The organism is Bacillus sp. ISL-35 (assembly GCF_018613355.1).
Classification (GTDB): Bacteria; Bacillota; Bacilli; order Bacillales; family Cytobacillaceae; genus Mesobacillus.
This window is the reverse complement of sequence record NZ_JAGGQK010000006.1, coordinates 265,211-282,558: the sequence shown is the minus strand read 5'-3', so window position 1 is coordinate 282,558 and position 17,348 is coordinate 265,211. Positions and strand designations below refer to the sequence as shown.

Below are 17,348 nucleotides of genomic sequence, written 5' to 3'. Positions count from 1 at the left end.
TCGAATTATCTATTTAATTAACCATCCGCCATCGACCAGGACATCTGACCCCGTCATATAGGACGCTTCCTGTGATGCAAGAAAAGTGATGACACTTGCGATTTCTTCAGGCCTGCCAGCTCGTTTCATCGCGGTATTTTTCCTGATCGCCTTCACAAATTGTTCATTCTTCATGCCTTCCTCCGTTAAAGGTGTTTCCACAAAACCAGGGGATACAGAATTGACCCTGATTCCGAACGGAGATAATTCCAGAGCCAATGCTCTAGTAAAATTGATGACACCGGCTTTTGCAGCACTATAATGAGGAATATGAGCGCCGGCTTGGTGTCCCGATAACGAGGCGACATTTACAATGGACCGGCTTTGAAACTTCCCTTCTTCCAGATTGGCCTTGTCTGCCATGAAACCGCCTAGTAGTTTTGATACAAGAAATACACTTCTAAGATTCGTATTTTGGACAAAATCCCAGTCGCTTGACGATGTGTCCATGATTTTCGAATGGACCGAGCCGCCCGCATTGTTAACGAGGACGTGCAAGTCTCCAAATTGTTCTTGGACATAGTCGGCTAATTCGCTGATGTCTTCCTCATTGGTCACATCTGCAGGGAAAATTTCTGCTCTCGGGAGTTTATGGGCAATGTTTATTTCTTTAGCTGCTGCTTCTAGCTTTGATTTTGTTCTTCCTACCAAAATCACTTTTGCACCTTCTGCTGCGAGTCTAGAAGCAGCTGCCTTTCCTATCCCGCTTCCGGCTCCTGTAATAAGCGCTACCGTTTCTGTAAACCTCAAGCTGACACCTCCTGATTTGAATTAAATACAAAATATTCAGTTTTTTAAGTGGGTAAAAAATAGCTCTTTAATCCTTCTTTCAGCAATTCAGGCAACACTTCACTCTTTTGATTTTTAAAATCGTAATACACAATGATGGCATTTCCCTTTGCGATTAGCTCATTCGTCTGCGAGCAGACGATGTCATGCTCAAGCTGGAAGCTTTTCGACCCGATTCTTGACACATATGTTTTCACAGTCAAAAGCTGGTCAAAGTATCCCTGGCTGACAAAATCGCATTTGGTTGATGCGAGTATAAATTTCCACTCATCCAATTCCATGGTGTAGCCCAATGATTCGAAAAAGCGGATTCTTGCCTCTTCAAGATAGACAAAATAACTCGTATTGTTGATATGTCCTAAGGCATCCGTCTCGCCAAAACGAGCCTGGACCTGAATTTCCTGCATCCTTTTCTCCTCACTTTCTCCCTACTGACCGGTTGGTATGTAAAAGGTATGGGAAGAGGCTTTTTTCAAGCCCCTTCATACTTTATTCTTCAGTTGATCTCGATTCCCTTTAAGATCATTTCGACAAATATCTCCGCTACTTCCCTGTCAGATACCTTACCATCAGGATTAAACCACTGATAACTCCAGTTAGCAGCACCGAGAATCCCAAACGTAACAATGACCGGGTTTAAATCCTTGCGGAACTCACCATTTTCGATTCCTTCACGGATCAGCCGTTCCGCGTTCAGCCTGAATTCATCTCGTTTGGCGATAATCTGCGCCAGTCTGGCATCGCTTAAATGCCGCATCTCCCTGAAGAAGATTTTTGCTGATGCCCCTTTTGTTTTAATGCTGCTGATCAGCATATAGACGATATCGAACAATTTTTGTTTGCCTGTCGATTGATCAGCCAATATCTGTTCCTGACGGCCGAGCAATTCGTCTATATATCTCAGGTGGATATCCATCAGAAGCTCTTCTTTGCTGGAAAAGTAATAATAGAAAGACCCTTTTGTCACTCCAATTGAATCCACGATATCCTGGATGGATGTTTCACTGAAGCCCTTTTTTTCGAATAATTTTATGCTGTACTCGGTTATTTTTTCTTTCACTTTGCTGTCCTCGCATTCCTACTAGTCTGCACAAAAATTATACCATATTTTACCCCCTGTTCCTTCTAGATCAATGGAGTTATTAGCTTTTTAACATTTCCTCTCTCAGAGCCCTGCGCAATATCTTGCCGACACTTGTTTTTGGCAGCTGTTCACGGAATTCAACCACGTTAGGCACCTTATAGGCCACCATGTTCTTGCGGCAAAACTCCTTGATCCCACGATCATCCGCTTCCTTACCTTCCTTCAGGACGATGACAGCCTTCACCGCTTCACCCCGATACTCATCAGGAATCCCGATGACTACTGCCTCCTGTACCGCAGGATGTTCATAGAGTACCTCCTCTATATCGCGAGGATAAATATTATAGCCGCTGGCAATAATCATGTCTTTTTTCCGGTCGACGATATACAGATAGCCATCTTCATCTACTCTTGCGATATCTCCTGTATATAACCAGCCATCTCGCAAGGTGTTTGCTGTTTCCTCGGGCATATTCCAATAACCCTTCATAATCTGTGGACCTTTAATAAGGACTTCCCCAAGTTCCCCGACAGGTACTTCTTCTGTACCTGAAGCCAGGTCCACGACCTTGTATTCTGTCGATGGCATTCCGATTCCGACACTACCTGGCTTCCTCTCGGCAAAGCTAGGATTGCAGTGTGTTGTCGGCGATGCCTCGGAAAGGCCGTAGCCCTCAAGAATCTTCGAACCCGTTTTCCTTTCGAATTCCCGCAGGAGCTCAACCGGCATGGGTGCGCTGCCGCTGTTGCATATTTCAATGCTGCCGATTCCATACTCCTCGGCTTTTGGATGGTTTGTGATGGCAACATACATGGTCGGCACGCCTGGGAACATCGTCGGCTGCTCATTTTTAATCGTATTAAGAACCTCTTCCAGATCAAACCGAGGCAGCAAAATAATCTCGGCTCCCGTATAGATTGACAGATTCATACAAGCGGTCATGCCAAAAACATGGAATAATGGAATGACAGTCAAAGAACGTTCTTTTCCAAATTCAATATCATGCTTGAAAAATTCATGTGACTGTAGTACATTGGCAAACAGATTCTGGTGGGTCAGCATGGCACCTATGGATCTACCCGTTGTCCCGCCTGTATATTGCAATACAGCCACATCCTCTGCAGGGTTCACATCCACGACTGAGGTCCTGCCGCTGCTTTCTGATAGAAAAGCTTCAAACCTTGTGTCAGGATCAAAATTATGCTCTGATGGCTGGAGGCTGGCGACTATAATATTCTTTAATTTGGTAGTTGCCTGAACACTCTTTACTTTTTGATAAAGTGCATCAAAAACAACAATCGTTTCTGCGCCGGAATCATTTAAGATGTATTCCAGCTCACGTTCCACAGACATTGGGTTAACCTGAGTAACAACTGCCCCGGCCGTCAATATGCCATAGTAGGAAATAACATATTGAGGACAGTTTGGCAACATGATCGCTACCCTGTCGCCAGGTTCCACACCTCTGTTCTGCAGAGCTGATGCAAAATGGGTTGCATTTTGTAATAATTGTTGATAGCTGATCTTCCTGCCATAAAACGAAAGTGCATTGTTTTGAGGGTGTTTTTCTGCAGATTCACGAAGCATTTGCGGCAAAGATTTTTCAGGCAGAGTGATAGTGGTTGCAATGGAGTCAGGGTACTTGGAAAGCCAGACGTTTTTCTCGCTCATTTCTATTCCTCCATTCATAAATTATATGCTAAAATGTCAGCCCACCGCCGTCGACTGACAACGTCGCACCAGTAATAAAAGATGCTTCATCAGAGGCAAGGAACAGGACCGCGTTCGCAACCTCTTCGGGTGTACCGATTCTTCCCAGCGCATTTGCCCTCGAGATGATCGGCCACTTTCTTTCATCATTCTTCCATCCTTGGATGATTTGAGTATCGATGACCCCTGGTGCAATGGCATTTACACGAATGTTGTCACGGCCGTATTCCAGTGCTGCATTTTTGGTCAGCAGAACCACCCCTGCTTTCGATGCGTTATAGGCAGCGAGATATTTCTGACCTTTGAGCCCAAGCAAGCTTGATGTATTGATGATTGCACCGCCGCCAGCCTTTTTCAGATGAGGAACAGCATGTTTTATTCCAAGAAATACACCCTTAAGATTTACACCGATGATTCGATCCCATTCTTCTTCATCGAGATCGACACTTTTAACATTAGGATGCCCGATGCCAGCATTATTAAAGAGGATATCCAGTTGTCCGAAATAATCCACAGTGGCAGAAACAAGATTTTTCATCTGGTTGGAATCGCTTACATTGGTTTCGTAAAAAAAAGCTCTCCCACCCTGCTGCTCAATCAGCTTTACTGTTTCCCTTCCACCTTCTACATTTAAGTCTGCGATGGCAACCTTCGCACCTTCTCTTGCAAAGACCATGGCGGCTGCTCGGCCAATTCCGCTGGCACCACCAGTTATGATGGCTGTTTTGTTGGCTAATCTCATTAACTTCCCCCTTATATCAATCTACTAACCGGTCGGTATGTATTTTCAACTTTATTATAACGTTTATATTGAAATATTCAACTATTAGTCTAAATATTCTAAAAATAAATACCGCCTAAGAAAAGATCTAAGGCGGCAGTAATGAAATTATACATTTAGTTTAACTGCTTTGGTAGCGACAAAACACTTAATAAATTCATCCAGCGGCCTTCTGCCCCCGAAATCATCCTCGTATAATCCGGTTATCACCAGGCCGGCATCAATCTGGCCTTGTATTTGGTCCTCTAATGTATGCCAGAATTCTACTGTTTCATTTAATCTGATATATTCTTCTTTTTGTTGATTGGTCAAATGATCAAGTGTCGATCCTGGTATTTTGTTTTTAACCACCAGGTTTCCTTTTCTGTCTTCATCATCATCAAAGATGAATAACAGCGGATTTGTGAATCCAGAAATTAACGTCCCTTTGTTTTTCAACACTCTTGAAGCTTCGTTCCAGACTTGTCTTACATCTTCTACAAATACATTGGCCACAGGATGGACGATGAGGTCAAACTCCTCATCACTGAAGGCTGAAAGATCGGTCATACTGCATTGCAGTGTCTTCAGGTTAAGTCCATCTCTTTTTGCAACGAATTCATCCTGTTCCAGCTGCTTTGCAGAAATGTCGACAACTGTTACATTAGCTCCAGCTGCTGCCAAAACTGGCCCCTGCTGTCCGCCGCCTGAAGCAAGACAAAGTATCTTTAATCCTGCCAGAGAATCTGGAAACCAGTCTCGCGGAACGGGCTCACCGGTAGTTACTGTGATCTGCCAATCGCCTGCCCGGCTCTTTTCAATCACCTCTTTTGATACTGCCTTGGTATAAACAGCTCCTTCTTCAACCTTCTTATCCCAGGCACGGCTGTTTTGTTTAATTGCATCCATACATTTCACCCTAACTATCTTAATCTCGTATTTTTTCTGGCACAGCCTAAAATATGTGCATATAGCTCATGCCAGTCGTGATAATAATCCTGGACCCTATTGTGATCGATAAAAATCCTTTCAGTAGATTCAAATCCTGCTTCAAAATCATGGACTTCGGTAATGTCCATTGAGTAAAAAACCTGGAAACCAATCTTTGGATATGGACTTTTTTCGTTCCATTGAGGATTTTCACTATGATCTACAATCATATGTCCCAGCAGGCTGCAGTCTCCTGCCACATAGGCCTCTTCCAGCGTCTCACGCTTGAAACACTCTTCGGGAGACTCGTCTGGTTCTATATGTCCGCCGGTCATATCCCAGCCGCGGTGTTTAAGCTTTACCAACAGCAGCTTATTGTCAAGAAAGCAAAAACCGTGGACACTGGTGATGAGATTCACCGGTGGAAGCTCGTCAGATTCTTTCCATGTCAATTTTACTTTCGACTCTCCCCAATTCACATATGTAGAGACCAATCTATGCCACCTCTTACTAACTTTTATACTATCAACCTACTTACCAAGTATACCCATATAATGGAATGGTTGACAATATAAAATAAAGAGCATCAAATCTATCGATGCCCTATGAATCTTGAATTATGAACTTTTATTTAGCCTTTTTGCCTGATTCTTTCCACTACTGTACCGATTTCATCCGGTTTTGCAAATTCGACTGGAGAAAAGCCTTTTTCAAATGTAACCGTATCTGCTTCGATCATTAAGACATATTTTCCATTTAGTTTTGCCAGGTGGATGCTGTCACCATAGTCTGCAAGCAATCCTTTTACCGAAACATGATCAAGCTTCATTTTCAATTCGAGCTCAGGAGTATGCTCGATTAGCTGTGCGGCAGCCTCGATGACTTGTTCAGGTTCAAATCGCTCCTGAAGCTCCCTTTTTTCGCTGGCAGCCCAGATTTCCATGGCGTTTTCAAGCTGTTCGCGCTCTTCACTTTCCGGCTCGAAGGTTTCCTCCATGTGGCCGCGAACCATCTCGATGACTTGCGTTTTCACAATTTCGGGCATCGACTGGCCATATTCTACATATTTCAGGAAATCCTCAAAATACCGTGCATGAGAAGACTGGTTGATTTTCAATTCATTATCCTGGATCATGCCTTCCTCAGGCATAAAAGGATACTGGATTGACTTCATATTCTTCGTCGTAATGGCCATTTCAACCTGACGGATCAAGGTAGATTCATCAGAAATAGAAGCTACTTTCGGTTCGAAATCACATTTCAGGATGAACACAAAAGCGTCATCAAAATATTTACGAAGCTTTGCCCTGGCTACAATGAATGCACCTCCGCGGACAGCACTTGTATCCACATAGGCAATTGCGAACTTCTCACTCTCCTGCTGGAAATCCTCCTTTGATTCTGCAAAGCGGGCCCGGTGAAAAAGATTATAGTTTGGGTTTGAGGTCAGGTCATGACCTTCCTCAACAATGAAGTAGCCGATCTTTGTCGGAACTTCATCTGTTTTGGGGTGCCTTTCGACCTTTCGTTTGACGATTTTTGAGAATTCACCATCCAGGAAATCTTTTAAAGGACTATTTTCATACTCTTCCTCGTTCAATGTCTGGAAATGCTTATACCTTTTATCTGCCTGATCGCCTTTGCCTTCTACCTGTACAACGTAGAATGAAAGGTATTGAACTTCAAATTCCATGATCTATCTCCCTGCTGACTATATTTGATATTTCTCTATCAAAAGATGTTTTAACTTTGTTAAGTTTTATAGATTTCCCTTTAAGCGTGAAAATACAGCACCTATTTCAGGATGCTGTATTCTCCGTTAATTCATTAACACAAATTGAGTTTTGCTTCCTGTTTGTGTGGAGATAACCTCCAGTCGTGCATCAATTCGTTCTTTTAGTTCCGGAACGTGAGATATGATACCGACAAGGCGTCCGCTGCTCTGGATATCAATCAAGGCTTCGATCGCCTGATCGAGCGATTCTGGATCAAGCGTTCCGAACCCTTCATCAATGAACATGGTCTCAAGCGATACTCCGCCAGCGTAATTCTGTACCACATCCGCAAGCCCAAGTGCCAGTGAGAGTGCCGCTTTGAAGCTTTCACCGCCAGACAGGGTCTTGACATGCCTTTCCTGCCCAGTGTAAGCATCAAGCACCAGCAGTTCCAGGCCACTCTGGACATTACCTTTTGAGCGGTCCGTTTTCCTCAATAATCTGTATCGGCCGCTTGTCATCTTATGCAGCCTGACATTTGCCTCCCGAAGAATGTCATCGAGGAACGCAGCGAGGACGAAGCGTTCAAATGTAACTCTGTATGTGTTCTGTCCTTTGGAGATTTCATATAGATGGCCGACCAGTTTGTATTTTTCCTCAAGCTGCTTCATTTGTTCATTTAATGAGACAACCTGTTTAAAAATAGACTGGTTATCGCGTTTTTTGAGATTCAAATCCTGATATGTCTCATCAGCTTCTTTAATCTTTAGATTCAGTTCTGCGAAACCGGTTTGAAGTGTTTCCATAGCAGGCTTTTTAACATCCTTCAACATTTCCGAGAGTTCTGTAAAACGGTCCCTGACAGATCTCACTTCTTCACGGTAATTTCTTACTTCCGTTTCAAGGCGCAGGATTGCCTGTTCAGGGACCTTCGCCTGGTGATATGCCTGGTAATTTTCGAATCCCTGGGCTGCCATGTTGTTTTTAAACGTTACCCGTTCTTCGGCCAACTTTGCATCGATTTCTTTCAATCTTTTTTCCGCTTCTTCAAGACGGGCTTTCTCTGTTCCTAGCAATTCCCTGGCATCCTGGAAGTTCTTTCGGGCCTGCTCCATTTCCATGTCAAGCTGTTTCTGCTGCAGTTCTGCAGATTGAAGCTTTGCTTCGAATGCTTGCAGTGATCGAATTTGTTCCGGGATTTTCTCTGTCATTCTCTCCAGCGTGGTCTTCTTTTCGGTATACTCGATGATCAGTTTTTGGAATCCGTCTTCAAGCTCTTTCAATTGCTGTTGCAGTTTTCCTCTGCCTTCATCATACCTCTTGATTTCTGCTTTGATTTTTTCAAGCCCTTTTTGCTTTATAGCAAGTTGACTCTGCTCCTTTTTCAGCTTTTCAATATCACCCTCTGTCATCAGGATGACATCCGGAGTCTGTTCAGCTTCAAAGCCTGGATGGAAACCGATGATTTCAGTCATTAATTCATCGCCATTAGCGTTTAAAGATCGTAAAGTTGTTTCTGCTTCAATAAAAGCTTTTTCAACAGTGCTCTTTTCTTTCTCCAGAAGGGAAACCTGCTCACGTGCAGCCTTTAAATCCTCTTCGGTGGGGATGAAGCCATCACTTGCTTGTGCTGGTGCAGGATGATGTTCAGAACCGCACACCGGGCAGGCACTGCCTTCCTGCAGCTTCCCGGCCAAAACGGCAGCCTGGGAATGCAGCCATCTTTCCTCCAGCTCTTCTGCTGCGGCTTTACCATCATTATGATGGGAAACAGCCTGGTTAAGCCGCCCTTTGGTTGTTTCATATTTTGCTTGTGCTAAATGCGTTTTTTGTGTGTGGTTTTTAAATTTAATTAGCTTGTCCAACTCGCGAATCAGCTTTTCTAATTGCCGGTCATTCTCAAGATAAGTGAGTTGTGCCTTTTCCGTCTCTTCCTTCTCCATCTGCAGAACCTTTAGACGCTCCTCTGCTGTCTTCAGGGCATGTTCGCCCTTTTCACGGTCCTGTTTTTTGGAATCAAGGGATGCTTTCATTTCCTTTACCTGGGTATCAATACTGTCAAATGCCATGACTTCTTCCCTTATATTCTCAAGCCGGTTCACTTGTTCTGCTGCGGCTTTCCTTTCAGGTTCCCGTTCTATTTGTCTTTGGTGCTCATGTTCAGCCTCTTTCAATTTCCCTGATAACTGTTCAATTCGCTCTGTAATCTGTGAGACCTGGAAGGTCATTCTATCGAAATCTGCCTTCAAGCTGTGGCAAAGCTGTTCCTGGGCATCTAGCAGGGCAGCTTTTTTGGCAAGTACAGCCTGCGTTTCTTTTTCTGCAAACAAGGCTTGTTGGGATTCAAGTTTTTCCTTTGCTGTTTTCAAGGTCTCAAGGGATTGGATCTGTTTCAAAGTAGCTTCGGCCTCGAATAAGCGCTGCTGCATTTGATCACGGTCTATTTGAAGCTTTTCACGGTCTTTCACAAGTTCCTGAAGCTTACTCTCCATTGCGTCGATCTCGTTTTTCAAAAGCGGAAGAATAAGGGTGTCATTTACACTTCCTGCATCAACCAGTTCCTTGAGTTCATCGTTTTCAACTGCTTTAATGCTCCGCAGCTGGGCGTTCCTTTTTTCTACCTGGTCCTCTACCGTCTTTTTTAAGAGTGTTGCTTCTTCTTTTAATTTTTCTTCCACCCTTTTATAAATTTCAGTATGGAATAATCTTTGCAGGATGACTTCCTTTTCTTTGCTGTCAGAAGTCAGGAGCTTCCGGAATTCTCCCTGCGGAATCATCAGGATCTGGCGGAATTGATTGCTGTCAATGATCATGATTTCCTTTATTTTTTCATCTGCTTCACGAACATTTGAAGCCAGCAGCTGCATTTCCCCATTTCCGTCGATCAGATAAAGCTCAGCCTTTGCTCCGACTGTGGTTGTTCCTTCCCCCGACTTCTTTTTCCTTTCTTGTTGCGGGGACCTGGTGATCCGGTATGTCTTTTGACGCAGGGAAAAATCTAGGGAGACCTCAGTCAGTACATCATCTTCAGCGAATTGGCTGCGCAGGTCAGGACCATTCCTGTCCTCCCCGCTTGCCTTTCCATAAATCGCATAACTGATCCCATCGAATATTGTTGTCTTTCCTGCACCAGTTTTACCCGAAATGACAAACATTGTCCTATTTTCCAGCTCTTTAAAATCAATCGTTTCCGAACCGGCATAAGGACCGAAAGCCTGCATCGTCAGTTTAAGAGGTTTCATTTTTGCCCCTCCTCTTTTAACACTTTGCCAATCACGTCAGTCATGACACTCTGTTTTTCCTCAGTGAATTCGCTTGTCGTCATTTCCTTGTAAAACTGTTCAAAAAGTTCAAGCTCAGATTTTTTTTCTTCCCTTAAGGAGGTGAAGTGCTGCCTATGCTTCTGGTCGATGGATTCTATTTTCCGTTCAAGATGCAGGACATTAGGAAAGACCTGACGCAGCTTGCCCATTGGGTCAATCATCGCACCGTCATCTAGCAAAGTTACTTTCAAATAATCCATGGTGTTTTCTTTTTCATAGAAAGAAGGATCCAAAAGCTGGTCAAGATGTCCTTCCAGCTCACGCATATCCTGCTTCGGTTTAAGACTCTTATACTTCATTTCGAAGCTGCCATTATCATTCATTTCGACAATCGAGACGGACTTTCGCTGTTTTGCCTCTGAAAATGAATATTTTAAGAGTGATCCAGAATATTTGACCTTGTCATGTTTTATCGCATCAGGACTGTGAAGGTGACCCAGCGCGGTAAAAGAGAATGGATCAAATAAATCCTGTGTCACACAGCCAGAACCGCCCACTGAAAGTGCCCGTTCAGAATCACAAGAATCCCCTCCAAGAACGAAAGCATGTCCGACAAAAACATTCGGTTCGTTCGGATTCATATTTTCTTCTATTTTACCGATGACTGCTTTCATCGCATCCTGATGAGAATGGATCGAAGAATCGCCAAGCAGGTGTCGGACTACACCAGGTTCAGCGTACGGAATCAGATGGAAATTGACCCCGTTGATATGTACAGGGTTAAAATCATTCGTCAATTTGCCGGTAAGGTAAAAATGATTATGGCGGTACCATGAGCTCCCGAATGACAGCCTTTCTGCACTGTCGTGGTTCCCGGCTATCGCTACGACCGGCGTGTTCAACTCAACATTGATCCTGAACAGAATTTCATCGAGAAGCTCCACTGCATCAGTCGGCGGTACCGATCTGTCATATAAATCCCCGGCAATCACAACTGCGTCAGGCTGTTCCTCAGCAACAAGATCAACAAATTGATTCAATACCTCCCGCTGGTCTTCTGTCATGTAGATGCCATGGACAAGCTTCCCAAGATGCCAGTCACCTGTATGGATAAATTTCATGTTCATCCTCCCCCTAATAAAATTTCCTTATCTATATCTCTTGTTTTGTACTGCGTAATTTTGAATGTTATTATTATATCAAACACATAAATTTAATGCGCACTCAAATTAAGGAAACAATAGCGAACTAGTGTTCTCATTTAATTTTATCAGATGATCAAACCGTCTTCCACCGTAAAAAACATTGAAATTTGACTTTTAGGAAGCAGTCTTGAAGAATAGAGTTATCCAATAACCAATAAAGCAGGGATGGAAATGGATCAAAAAACAGAAGCGTTATACCAGTTTTTGGTGGATCATGCGACAGACTTCACCCAGGATTGGCTCAAACGCCAGCGGATTATAACAGGATCAGATTACTCAGCAGATGCTCCGCCTGAAATCATGAACAGGGTAAAGGAACAAAACTCGAATTATGTACGCCTGGTGGCTAAGTCGCTTTACCAGACTGAGGAAGAGATGAAGGAGACCATTTCGGCTTGGACAAGCCAGACTGCTTCAGACCGGATTAAGTCCAAAACAGACTTGACGGAAGTAGCCTGGAATTCAGGTGTATTCCGGCGCGTCTATTGGGAGTATGTGCAAAAGTTTGTCAGTGAAACGGATCTGGAAATTACATTGGATGATGTCTTTACCTGGGAAAAAAAGCTGAATTATACACTTGATTATGTATTTGAAACCTTTATTATCGTTTTCATGGAAATTCTCATGAACAGACTTGCCTCCCAGGCAACTTTGATCAAGGAGTTAAGTGCACCTGTCATAACCCTTACAAAAGAAGTTGGCCTTCTTCCGTTAATCGGAGAAATTGACACAACCAGAGCAAAAGGATTAATGGAGTCCACGCTTTCTCAGAGTATCGATGCCAAAATTAAATCACTGATCCTCGACCTTTCAGGAGTTGTCATGGTCGATACGATGGTCGCCCATGAGATTTTTAAATTAATGGACGCCTTGAAACTGATTGGGGTGCGAACAATTGTAACAGGCATTCGGCCCGAAGTGGCACAAACGGCGGTGCAGCTCGGAATTAACTTTTCGGATATTACAACCGAAGGAAATCTTCAGAATGTCATCAGGAAAATCATTCAACGTTAAAAGCCTGCCAGTTTTTCTGGCAGGCTTTTTCCTTCAGGAAGAGCAGCCTCCACCGCAGCTGGAACAACTGCTGGAACAACTGCTGGAACAGCTGCTTGAGCAGTTGTTTCCTCCTCCGTTATCATGTGAATCATGAACACCGCCTGATCCGCAAAATACCGCACTGCAACCCGAAGTTCCATGTGATTGATTCATATAGGCATATTCCTCTGCATGGTCCCAGTATTCCTCAAAGTAAAAATAAGAATAAAAAACCATCATCAAACTCAATCCTGACATATCGCCATATAAAGCCGGCTTTTCAAAATTGCCTTTTTTATCGGATGTGAAGATTTTATGGACTTCTTCAATCTGTGTCCGTAATTGTGAGACCAAATAATCGACAAGCTCCTGATTTTCGGGATTTACCTTGAAATATCGCTGTTTCAGTTGTTCATCACTTAGCGAATTTATGGTTTTTAACATTTCCGCATCCAATGGATAATGGAAAAAGTCCCCCCAGGCCTGCCAGGTGTACTCTGTGATCTCGAATAACTGGGAGAACACCCAGTCAAAAAAAGCGCGTTGCTGTGGAGCTGGCTCAGGCTCAAGATTTGGTGTATGGTGTAGCATTTTGCCTAGATATTTCTCAGAGAATGACTCATATTGTTTCGTGAACATCAGCATTTCATGCCAGATCTCATCAACTTTGCTGCTGAACATCGGTGTGTTATGCATAACAGAATTGAGGATAAAATACCTCTTTAATTCAAATAGCCGCCACTCAAATTCATCTTCTGTGATTTCCGGGTGGTCGCTTAAATAACGGATTTTCACTTGATTGACATACTCATAAGGCAGTGCTGCTTCCATTTTACGGAGAAGTTTTTCTGCAGGTACCCCTTCTAGCAAACCGAAATCCTCTGGTATATTCTCTTTCAGTAAAGTTTTCTTTTTTCTTTTATCGGTGGAGAAGAACGCTATTGCCATTAGGATCCCTGCTCCGACGACAATTGTAAGGAAAATTCCCATTCAAAAGCACCTCACCTTCCAAATTAGCTTTATCGATAATACGATTGCCATATTGAAAAGGTTTCAAATTATCAGGTAAATTTTGTATGTGAAAAGCTCAGACTTTAAGACTGAGCTTTTCATTCGAGTTGATTTAGTTTGAAAGGGTAAAGCTTGAAGACTTCATTGGGGACTGAATAATTCTTGGTTGAAAATCTGCTTGGTTCTTGTCGTAATCGGCTGGTTTACTCTAATCAGGCATATTCTCAAAATGATTAAAACGGATATGAAAAGTCGCCCCTTTGCCGACCTGGCTTTTTATTTCGACTTTCCCCTTCATTGCCCGAATGATGCTGAATGTCACCATCATTCCCAGACCTGTTCCTTGCTGTCCTTTTGTTGTGTAGTACGGCTCACCAAGACGGGTAATCTGTTCGTTGGTCATTCCGATCCCGGTATCCCTGACGAGAATATGGACAACAGTCCCTGTACGGAAGGTCTGCAACGTCAATTCTCCACCATCCGGCATCGCCTCAAGGGCATTTTTCACCAGATTGATGAATGCTTGTTGAAACTTTGACCGGTCCCCCGAAATGATCAGCCCTGAAGTATATTTTTTCTTGACTTCCACTCCATTAAGATTAGCGAGTGGATTTAAGACATTAAGTACTTGATTCAATTCTTTTTCTATATCGATTTCTTCGACCTTTTCAAACGCAGGCCTGGCAAAAGTAAGATAATCATTGATGACTTCTTCTGCGCGATTCAGTTCCTCGACTGCAATATGGATAAATTCCTTTTTCTTTTCATCAGGATAATCCTGTTCGCCGAGCAGCTGCAAGAATCCCTTTACTGTGGTAAGAGGATTGCGGATTTCATGGGAAATTGCGGCACTCAAATGGCTGACAGCTTCAATTTTATCAGCCTTTGCAAGCCGCTGGCGAATAATCAATGTTTGTTTGATGGTTTCAATTGAGTAACTGATCAGGCCAGTTGTAAGGGCCGGGATTAAAATAAAGCTGAGCCAGGCCTCAGGATGCCCGATTGGTTGATTGACCACCGTCACCATTTGCATCAAAACGAACGAGGACATGACAGTCAGAATAATTGATACACCGACCCGCTGATTGATGGTAAGCCTGTTAAACCAGGGATGCATCCATTTTAATATGAAAGCAAGAGTGGTAAATACTGCGACAGATATCCAAAACCCGTCATTAATGCCTAAAAGTCCTCTCATCAATATGGTTAAACCCGCAAACAAAAAGCTATGGCCAGCATAAAGACTTCCCAGGATCATGGGCACCTGGCGAAGGTCAAAGTGGATACCATCCTGGACCTGCACCGAAAAAATATAACATGTAAAAATGGCAATTATGAAATAGACTAATTGAAGCCTCTGACGACTTTCTTCTTTCACTTGCCTCTCCATGATCAACTGCGTAAAAAAAAGCAGGACAAGAAGAAGCGAAAGATTCATTAATAAATGCTTGGTAATTTCCACTGCAACACCACCATAAAGAGTCATTAAAATAGTATTATAAACCAGGGTCCAGCGCAAACTTTATCCATGTTAGCCTATCCATTCCACAATTTTTACCTTATATTAGAAATTATAGAAGGGGGATGTATCGATGTCTTGGATATTACTTGTATTACTGTTGCTGATTTTGATCGATGTCGTAAGATTACATAGAAAAATAGATAAACTCACCCAATTTTTGAAACCAGAGACACCGCCAACCAATGAGGAAATTGAGAACATGCTAATTTCACAGAATCATAAGATCAAATAATGAGTTTTCGAGCTTAAGATTTGTTTATTAAAATGTCCGTCAACATTATCGTTGACGGACATTTTTGCGAGTATTCCGGAGATTTTTGTCCATCATGCTCTCGATGAGGGACAGTTTTTTCGGAATCCTGAGTTCTTTATCATCATGACCGTCTGCGCTTGTTACTCTTTAAAAGATGAAGTAATTCTACAAGTAATAAAAACAATGTTACGTAGCACAAAAATGCGTAGAGAATTCCAAGCGATAGGTTAAGCCACCATTTTTCACTCCACATTCGGTGGGCGATCAGTGTTCGTTTTCCAAGGGCTTTATTCAATGGGACTGTCAGATAAAAGAACAGCGCGAACAAAAGGCCGCTTAAAAATCCACATTCGAGCTCGTCAGCATCTTTTGACCCTTCGTCTTCTTTTGGAGAATCGTCTGCAGAATCTTTCGGACGGGTTGTGTTACCTCGTCCATCATACATTCCTTTTCTGTTTTCTTTTGCAAATTCCATTGCTGACAAGATCCGGCTTTCGTATTTATAGTTGCCGTAGTCGTAAAAGTCTTCAACGAGACCTGCCTTTGTGATTGCTTCCTGATGGAGCGTGTCACCTACCCAAACCCAGGCAAGGAGTCGATCGTATTTATCGAACAGGCTGGAGCCATCTGTTTCTAGTGTAATTCCCCCCTTTTTTAAAAAGGAACAGGTATACTGAGCGGCCTCAGGACCAAATGGCTCCTTTGTTCTTGTGCTTTCAGGTGTGTCTATGTAAAGAAAACGAGTTTTATAGTCTTTCCCGTTGATAGTAAAGACTGCTGTATCACCATCTGTACACTCTTTTAATTCTGCTTCATACGTTTTCCCAAGCTGCAATTTGCCAGTTGCGAGCGGTGCTTTAGGAACCGAATCTTCAGGTGGTTTTGATGCTGTACTTCCTTCCCCCTGAAAAGTATATCCCTCCAATTCGATTTTACCTTCACTCAATCCATCGGCACAATCAGAATTACTGCTATAGACCTGGATCAGCCGGATCAGTTCATCTATATTGGCAGCACTTTTCGCCAGTGAAGTCGGTTCATGAAGAAAATACGTGCAATCCGCATTACGGAAATGACCTCCAAGTTCATCTCGAGAACCATTATGGGCTGAAACTAGATTTGGCAAAATAAAATATGCCATAAGGATGGCGAGTAACATTTTTATCGTTTTGTTGTGGTTCACTGCTGCACCTCCCTTTAACCCCTCCTAATATACCAAAATAGTCCTGATGTTGAATATAAAAAAACAGCCTCACCCGGAAGCTGTCTCAAGTCAAGTCAATTTTTTTTGAATTTGTTCTCTTGTCATCTCTATTTTTCCTGGTAAGACAAACAGGTATTGAATTAAATTTTCCAGCAGATCCATAACTAATTCTGCCATTTCATCATCCATCTCTGCTTCAAGCTCGAGCATCCGGTGGAGCCCTTTGTCTGATGCCATCAAAGGGCTTAAAGATGTAACAGAATTTACTAAATTGATATGTTCTGGCAGTATTTCGAACTGCTTGTCAAGGGGCTGGGCATTCGCTTTGTCTGCCAAAAAGTTTTTTAATACATTTTCCAGCACTCTCTTTGCCAATACAGCAGTCGCCGAATTTTCTTTCGACAGGTAGACGCTCACGGCAGATTTATAAGCCCGGATTAACTCTTCCGGCATGCCCGGGATATGTTCGATTTGGCTTAAAGCGTCTGTCGCACGCTGCGGATCATATATGTACACATCAAGATGCGTGTCATTTTCTTTCGTAATAATAATAAACGGAACACTATTTTTACACGAAGGGCAGGCACTTTCGGTCATCAAACCATGTTTGCTGCTCTGATAAGTCGATTTGAGGACAAATTCCACTTTCTCTTTACAAACAGGGCAAACGTTTTTAATGCTTTTCGGGACTTTCAAATGTCCGAACTGGCTATATGATGCAATCGACCCAGGAAAAATCCGTCTCATACTTCGCGCCCCTTTCTCTTCAGCATTTGTTCTGCTCCTTTTACTTCAATAATTATCCATGTAGTTATATAACCCTAATA

At 42.9% G+C, this 17,348-nt stretch carries 16 protein-coding genes; 2 read left to right on the top strand and 14 right to left on the bottom strand.

Features of this window, described 5'->3' with window-relative positions; translation table 11 throughout:
- Positions 1 to 9 precede the first annotated feature (9 nt).
- The 10 genes from J7E38_RS10790 to J7E38_RS10745 form a co-directional block, all read right to left on the bottom strand.
- Positions 10 to 789: an SDR family NAD(P)-dependent oxidoreductase gene (locus J7E38_RS10790; RefSeq protein ID WP_214705759.1), complete on the bottom strand. Its 780-nt coding sequence runs from the start codon at positions 787 to 789 to the stop codon at positions 10 to 12.
- A 44-nt stretch (positions 790 to 833) separates the two neighbouring features.
- Positions 834 to 1,235, bottom strand: coding sequence for an acyl-CoA thioesterase (locus J7E38_RS10785; protein ID WP_214705758.1), 402 nt, complete (start codon positions 1,233 to 1,235; stop codon positions 834 to 836).
- 89 nt (positions 1,236 to 1,324) lie between these two features.
- Positions 1,325 to 1,888: a TetR-type transcription factor C-terminal domain-containing protein gene (locus tag J7E38_RS10780; RefSeq protein ID WP_214705757.1), complete on the bottom strand. Its 564-nt coding sequence runs from the start codon at positions 1,886 to 1,888 to the stop codon at positions 1,325 to 1,327.
- A gap of 82 nt (positions 1,889 to 1,970) precedes the next feature.
- Entirely contained in the window at positions 1,971 to 3,584 is a 1,614-nt protein-coding gene (locus J7E38_RS10775) for a long-chain-fatty-acid--CoA ligase (protein ID WP_214705756.1), read from the bottom strand.
- Positions 3,585 to 3,612: 28 nt separating this feature from the next.
- Positions 3,613 to 4,365 carry an SDR family NAD(P)-dependent oxidoreductase gene (locus J7E38_RS10770; protein WP_214705755.1) on the bottom strand — a complete coding sequence of 251 codons (753 nt, stop codon included), beginning with the start codon at positions 4,363 to 4,365 and terminating at the stop codon, positions 3,613 to 3,615.
- 147 nt (positions 4,366 to 4,512) lie between these two features.
- The gene (locus J7E38_RS10765) at positions 4,513 to 5,292 is read right to left on the bottom strand and encodes a class I SAM-dependent methyltransferase (protein ID WP_214705754.1); all 780 of its coding nucleotides are present in this window, start codon (positions 5,290 to 5,292) and stop codon (positions 4,513 to 4,515) included.
- Between the two features lie 14 nt (positions 5,293 to 5,306).
- The gene (locus tag J7E38_RS10760) at positions 5,307 to 5,807 is read right to left on the bottom strand and encodes an NUDIX hydrolase (RefSeq protein ID WP_214705753.1); all 501 of its coding nucleotides are present in this window, start codon (positions 5,805 to 5,807) and stop codon (positions 5,307 to 5,309) included.
- Positions 5,808 to 5,944: 137 nt separating this feature from the next.
- Positions 5,945 to 7,006 carry a DUF3900 domain-containing protein gene (locus J7E38_RS10755; protein ID WP_214705752.1) on the bottom strand — a complete coding sequence of 354 codons (1,062 nt, stop codon included), beginning with the start codon at positions 7,004 to 7,006 and terminating at the stop codon, positions 5,945 to 5,947.
- 126 nt (positions 7,007 to 7,132) lie between these two features.
- Complete coding sequence (locus tag J7E38_RS10750; RefSeq protein ID WP_214705751.1) at positions 7,133 to 10,270, bottom strand: AAA family ATPase; 3,138 nt, start codon at positions 10,268 to 10,270, stop codon at positions 7,133 to 7,135.
- A complete protein-coding gene (locus tag J7E38_RS10745) occupies positions 10,267 to 11,412 on the bottom strand; it encodes an exonuclease SbcCD subunit D (protein WP_214705750.1) in 1,146 nt (381 codons plus the stop codon). Before J7E38_RS10745 ends, J7E38_RS10750 begins: the two co-directional genes overlap by 4 nt.
- Positions 11,413 to 11,667: 255 nt before the next feature.
- Between J7E38_RS10745 and J7E38_RS24095 the strand changes: the two genes are divergently transcribed.
- Positions 11,668 to 12,510 (top strand): STAS domain-containing protein, encoded by an 843-nt coding sequence (locus J7E38_RS24095; RefSeq protein WP_215038442.1) that lies wholly within the window; start codon positions 11,668 to 11,670, stop codon positions 12,508 to 12,510.
- A 33-nt stretch (positions 12,511 to 12,543) separates the two neighbouring features.
- On the opposite strand, the gene J7E38_RS10735 is transcribed toward J7E38_RS24095, so the two are convergent.
- Together J7E38_RS10735 and J7E38_RS10730 are read right to left on the bottom strand one after the other, a co-directional pair.
- Complete coding sequence (locus J7E38_RS10735; RefSeq protein ID WP_214705749.1) at positions 12,544 to 13,521, bottom strand: glycine-rich domain-containing protein; 978 nt, start codon at positions 13,519 to 13,521, stop codon at positions 12,544 to 12,546.
- Positions 13,522 to 13,750: 229 nt separating this feature from the next.
- Positions 13,751 to 15,004, bottom strand: coding sequence for an ATP-binding protein (locus tag J7E38_RS10730; RefSeq protein ID WP_214705748.1), 1,254 nt, complete (start codon positions 15,002 to 15,004; stop codon positions 13,751 to 13,753).
- A 130-nt stretch (positions 15,005 to 15,134) separates the two neighbouring features.
- Between J7E38_RS10730 and J7E38_RS10725 the strand changes: the two genes are divergently transcribed.
- The gene (locus J7E38_RS10725; RefSeq protein ID WP_214705747.1) at positions 15,135 to 15,296 is read left to right on the top strand and encodes a hypothetical protein; all 162 of its coding nucleotides are present in this window, start codon (positions 15,135 to 15,137) and stop codon (positions 15,294 to 15,296) included.
- A gap of 142 nt (positions 15,297 to 15,438) precedes the next feature.
- On the opposite strand, the gene J7E38_RS10720 is transcribed toward J7E38_RS10725, so the two are convergent.
- Both J7E38_RS10720 and J7E38_RS10715 read right to left on the bottom strand, forming a co-directional pair.
- A complete protein-coding gene (locus tag J7E38_RS10720) occupies positions 15,439 to 16,500 on the bottom strand; it encodes a thermonuclease family protein (RefSeq protein ID WP_214705746.1) in 1,062 nt (353 codons plus the stop codon).
- 90 nt (positions 16,501 to 16,590) lie between these two features.
- Positions 16,591 to 17,268, bottom strand: a complete 678-nt coding sequence (locus J7E38_RS10715) for a hypothetical protein (RefSeq protein ID WP_214705745.1) — start codon at positions 17,266 to 17,268, stop codon at positions 16,591 to 16,593.
- Positions 17,269 to 17,348: the final 80 nt, after the last annotated feature.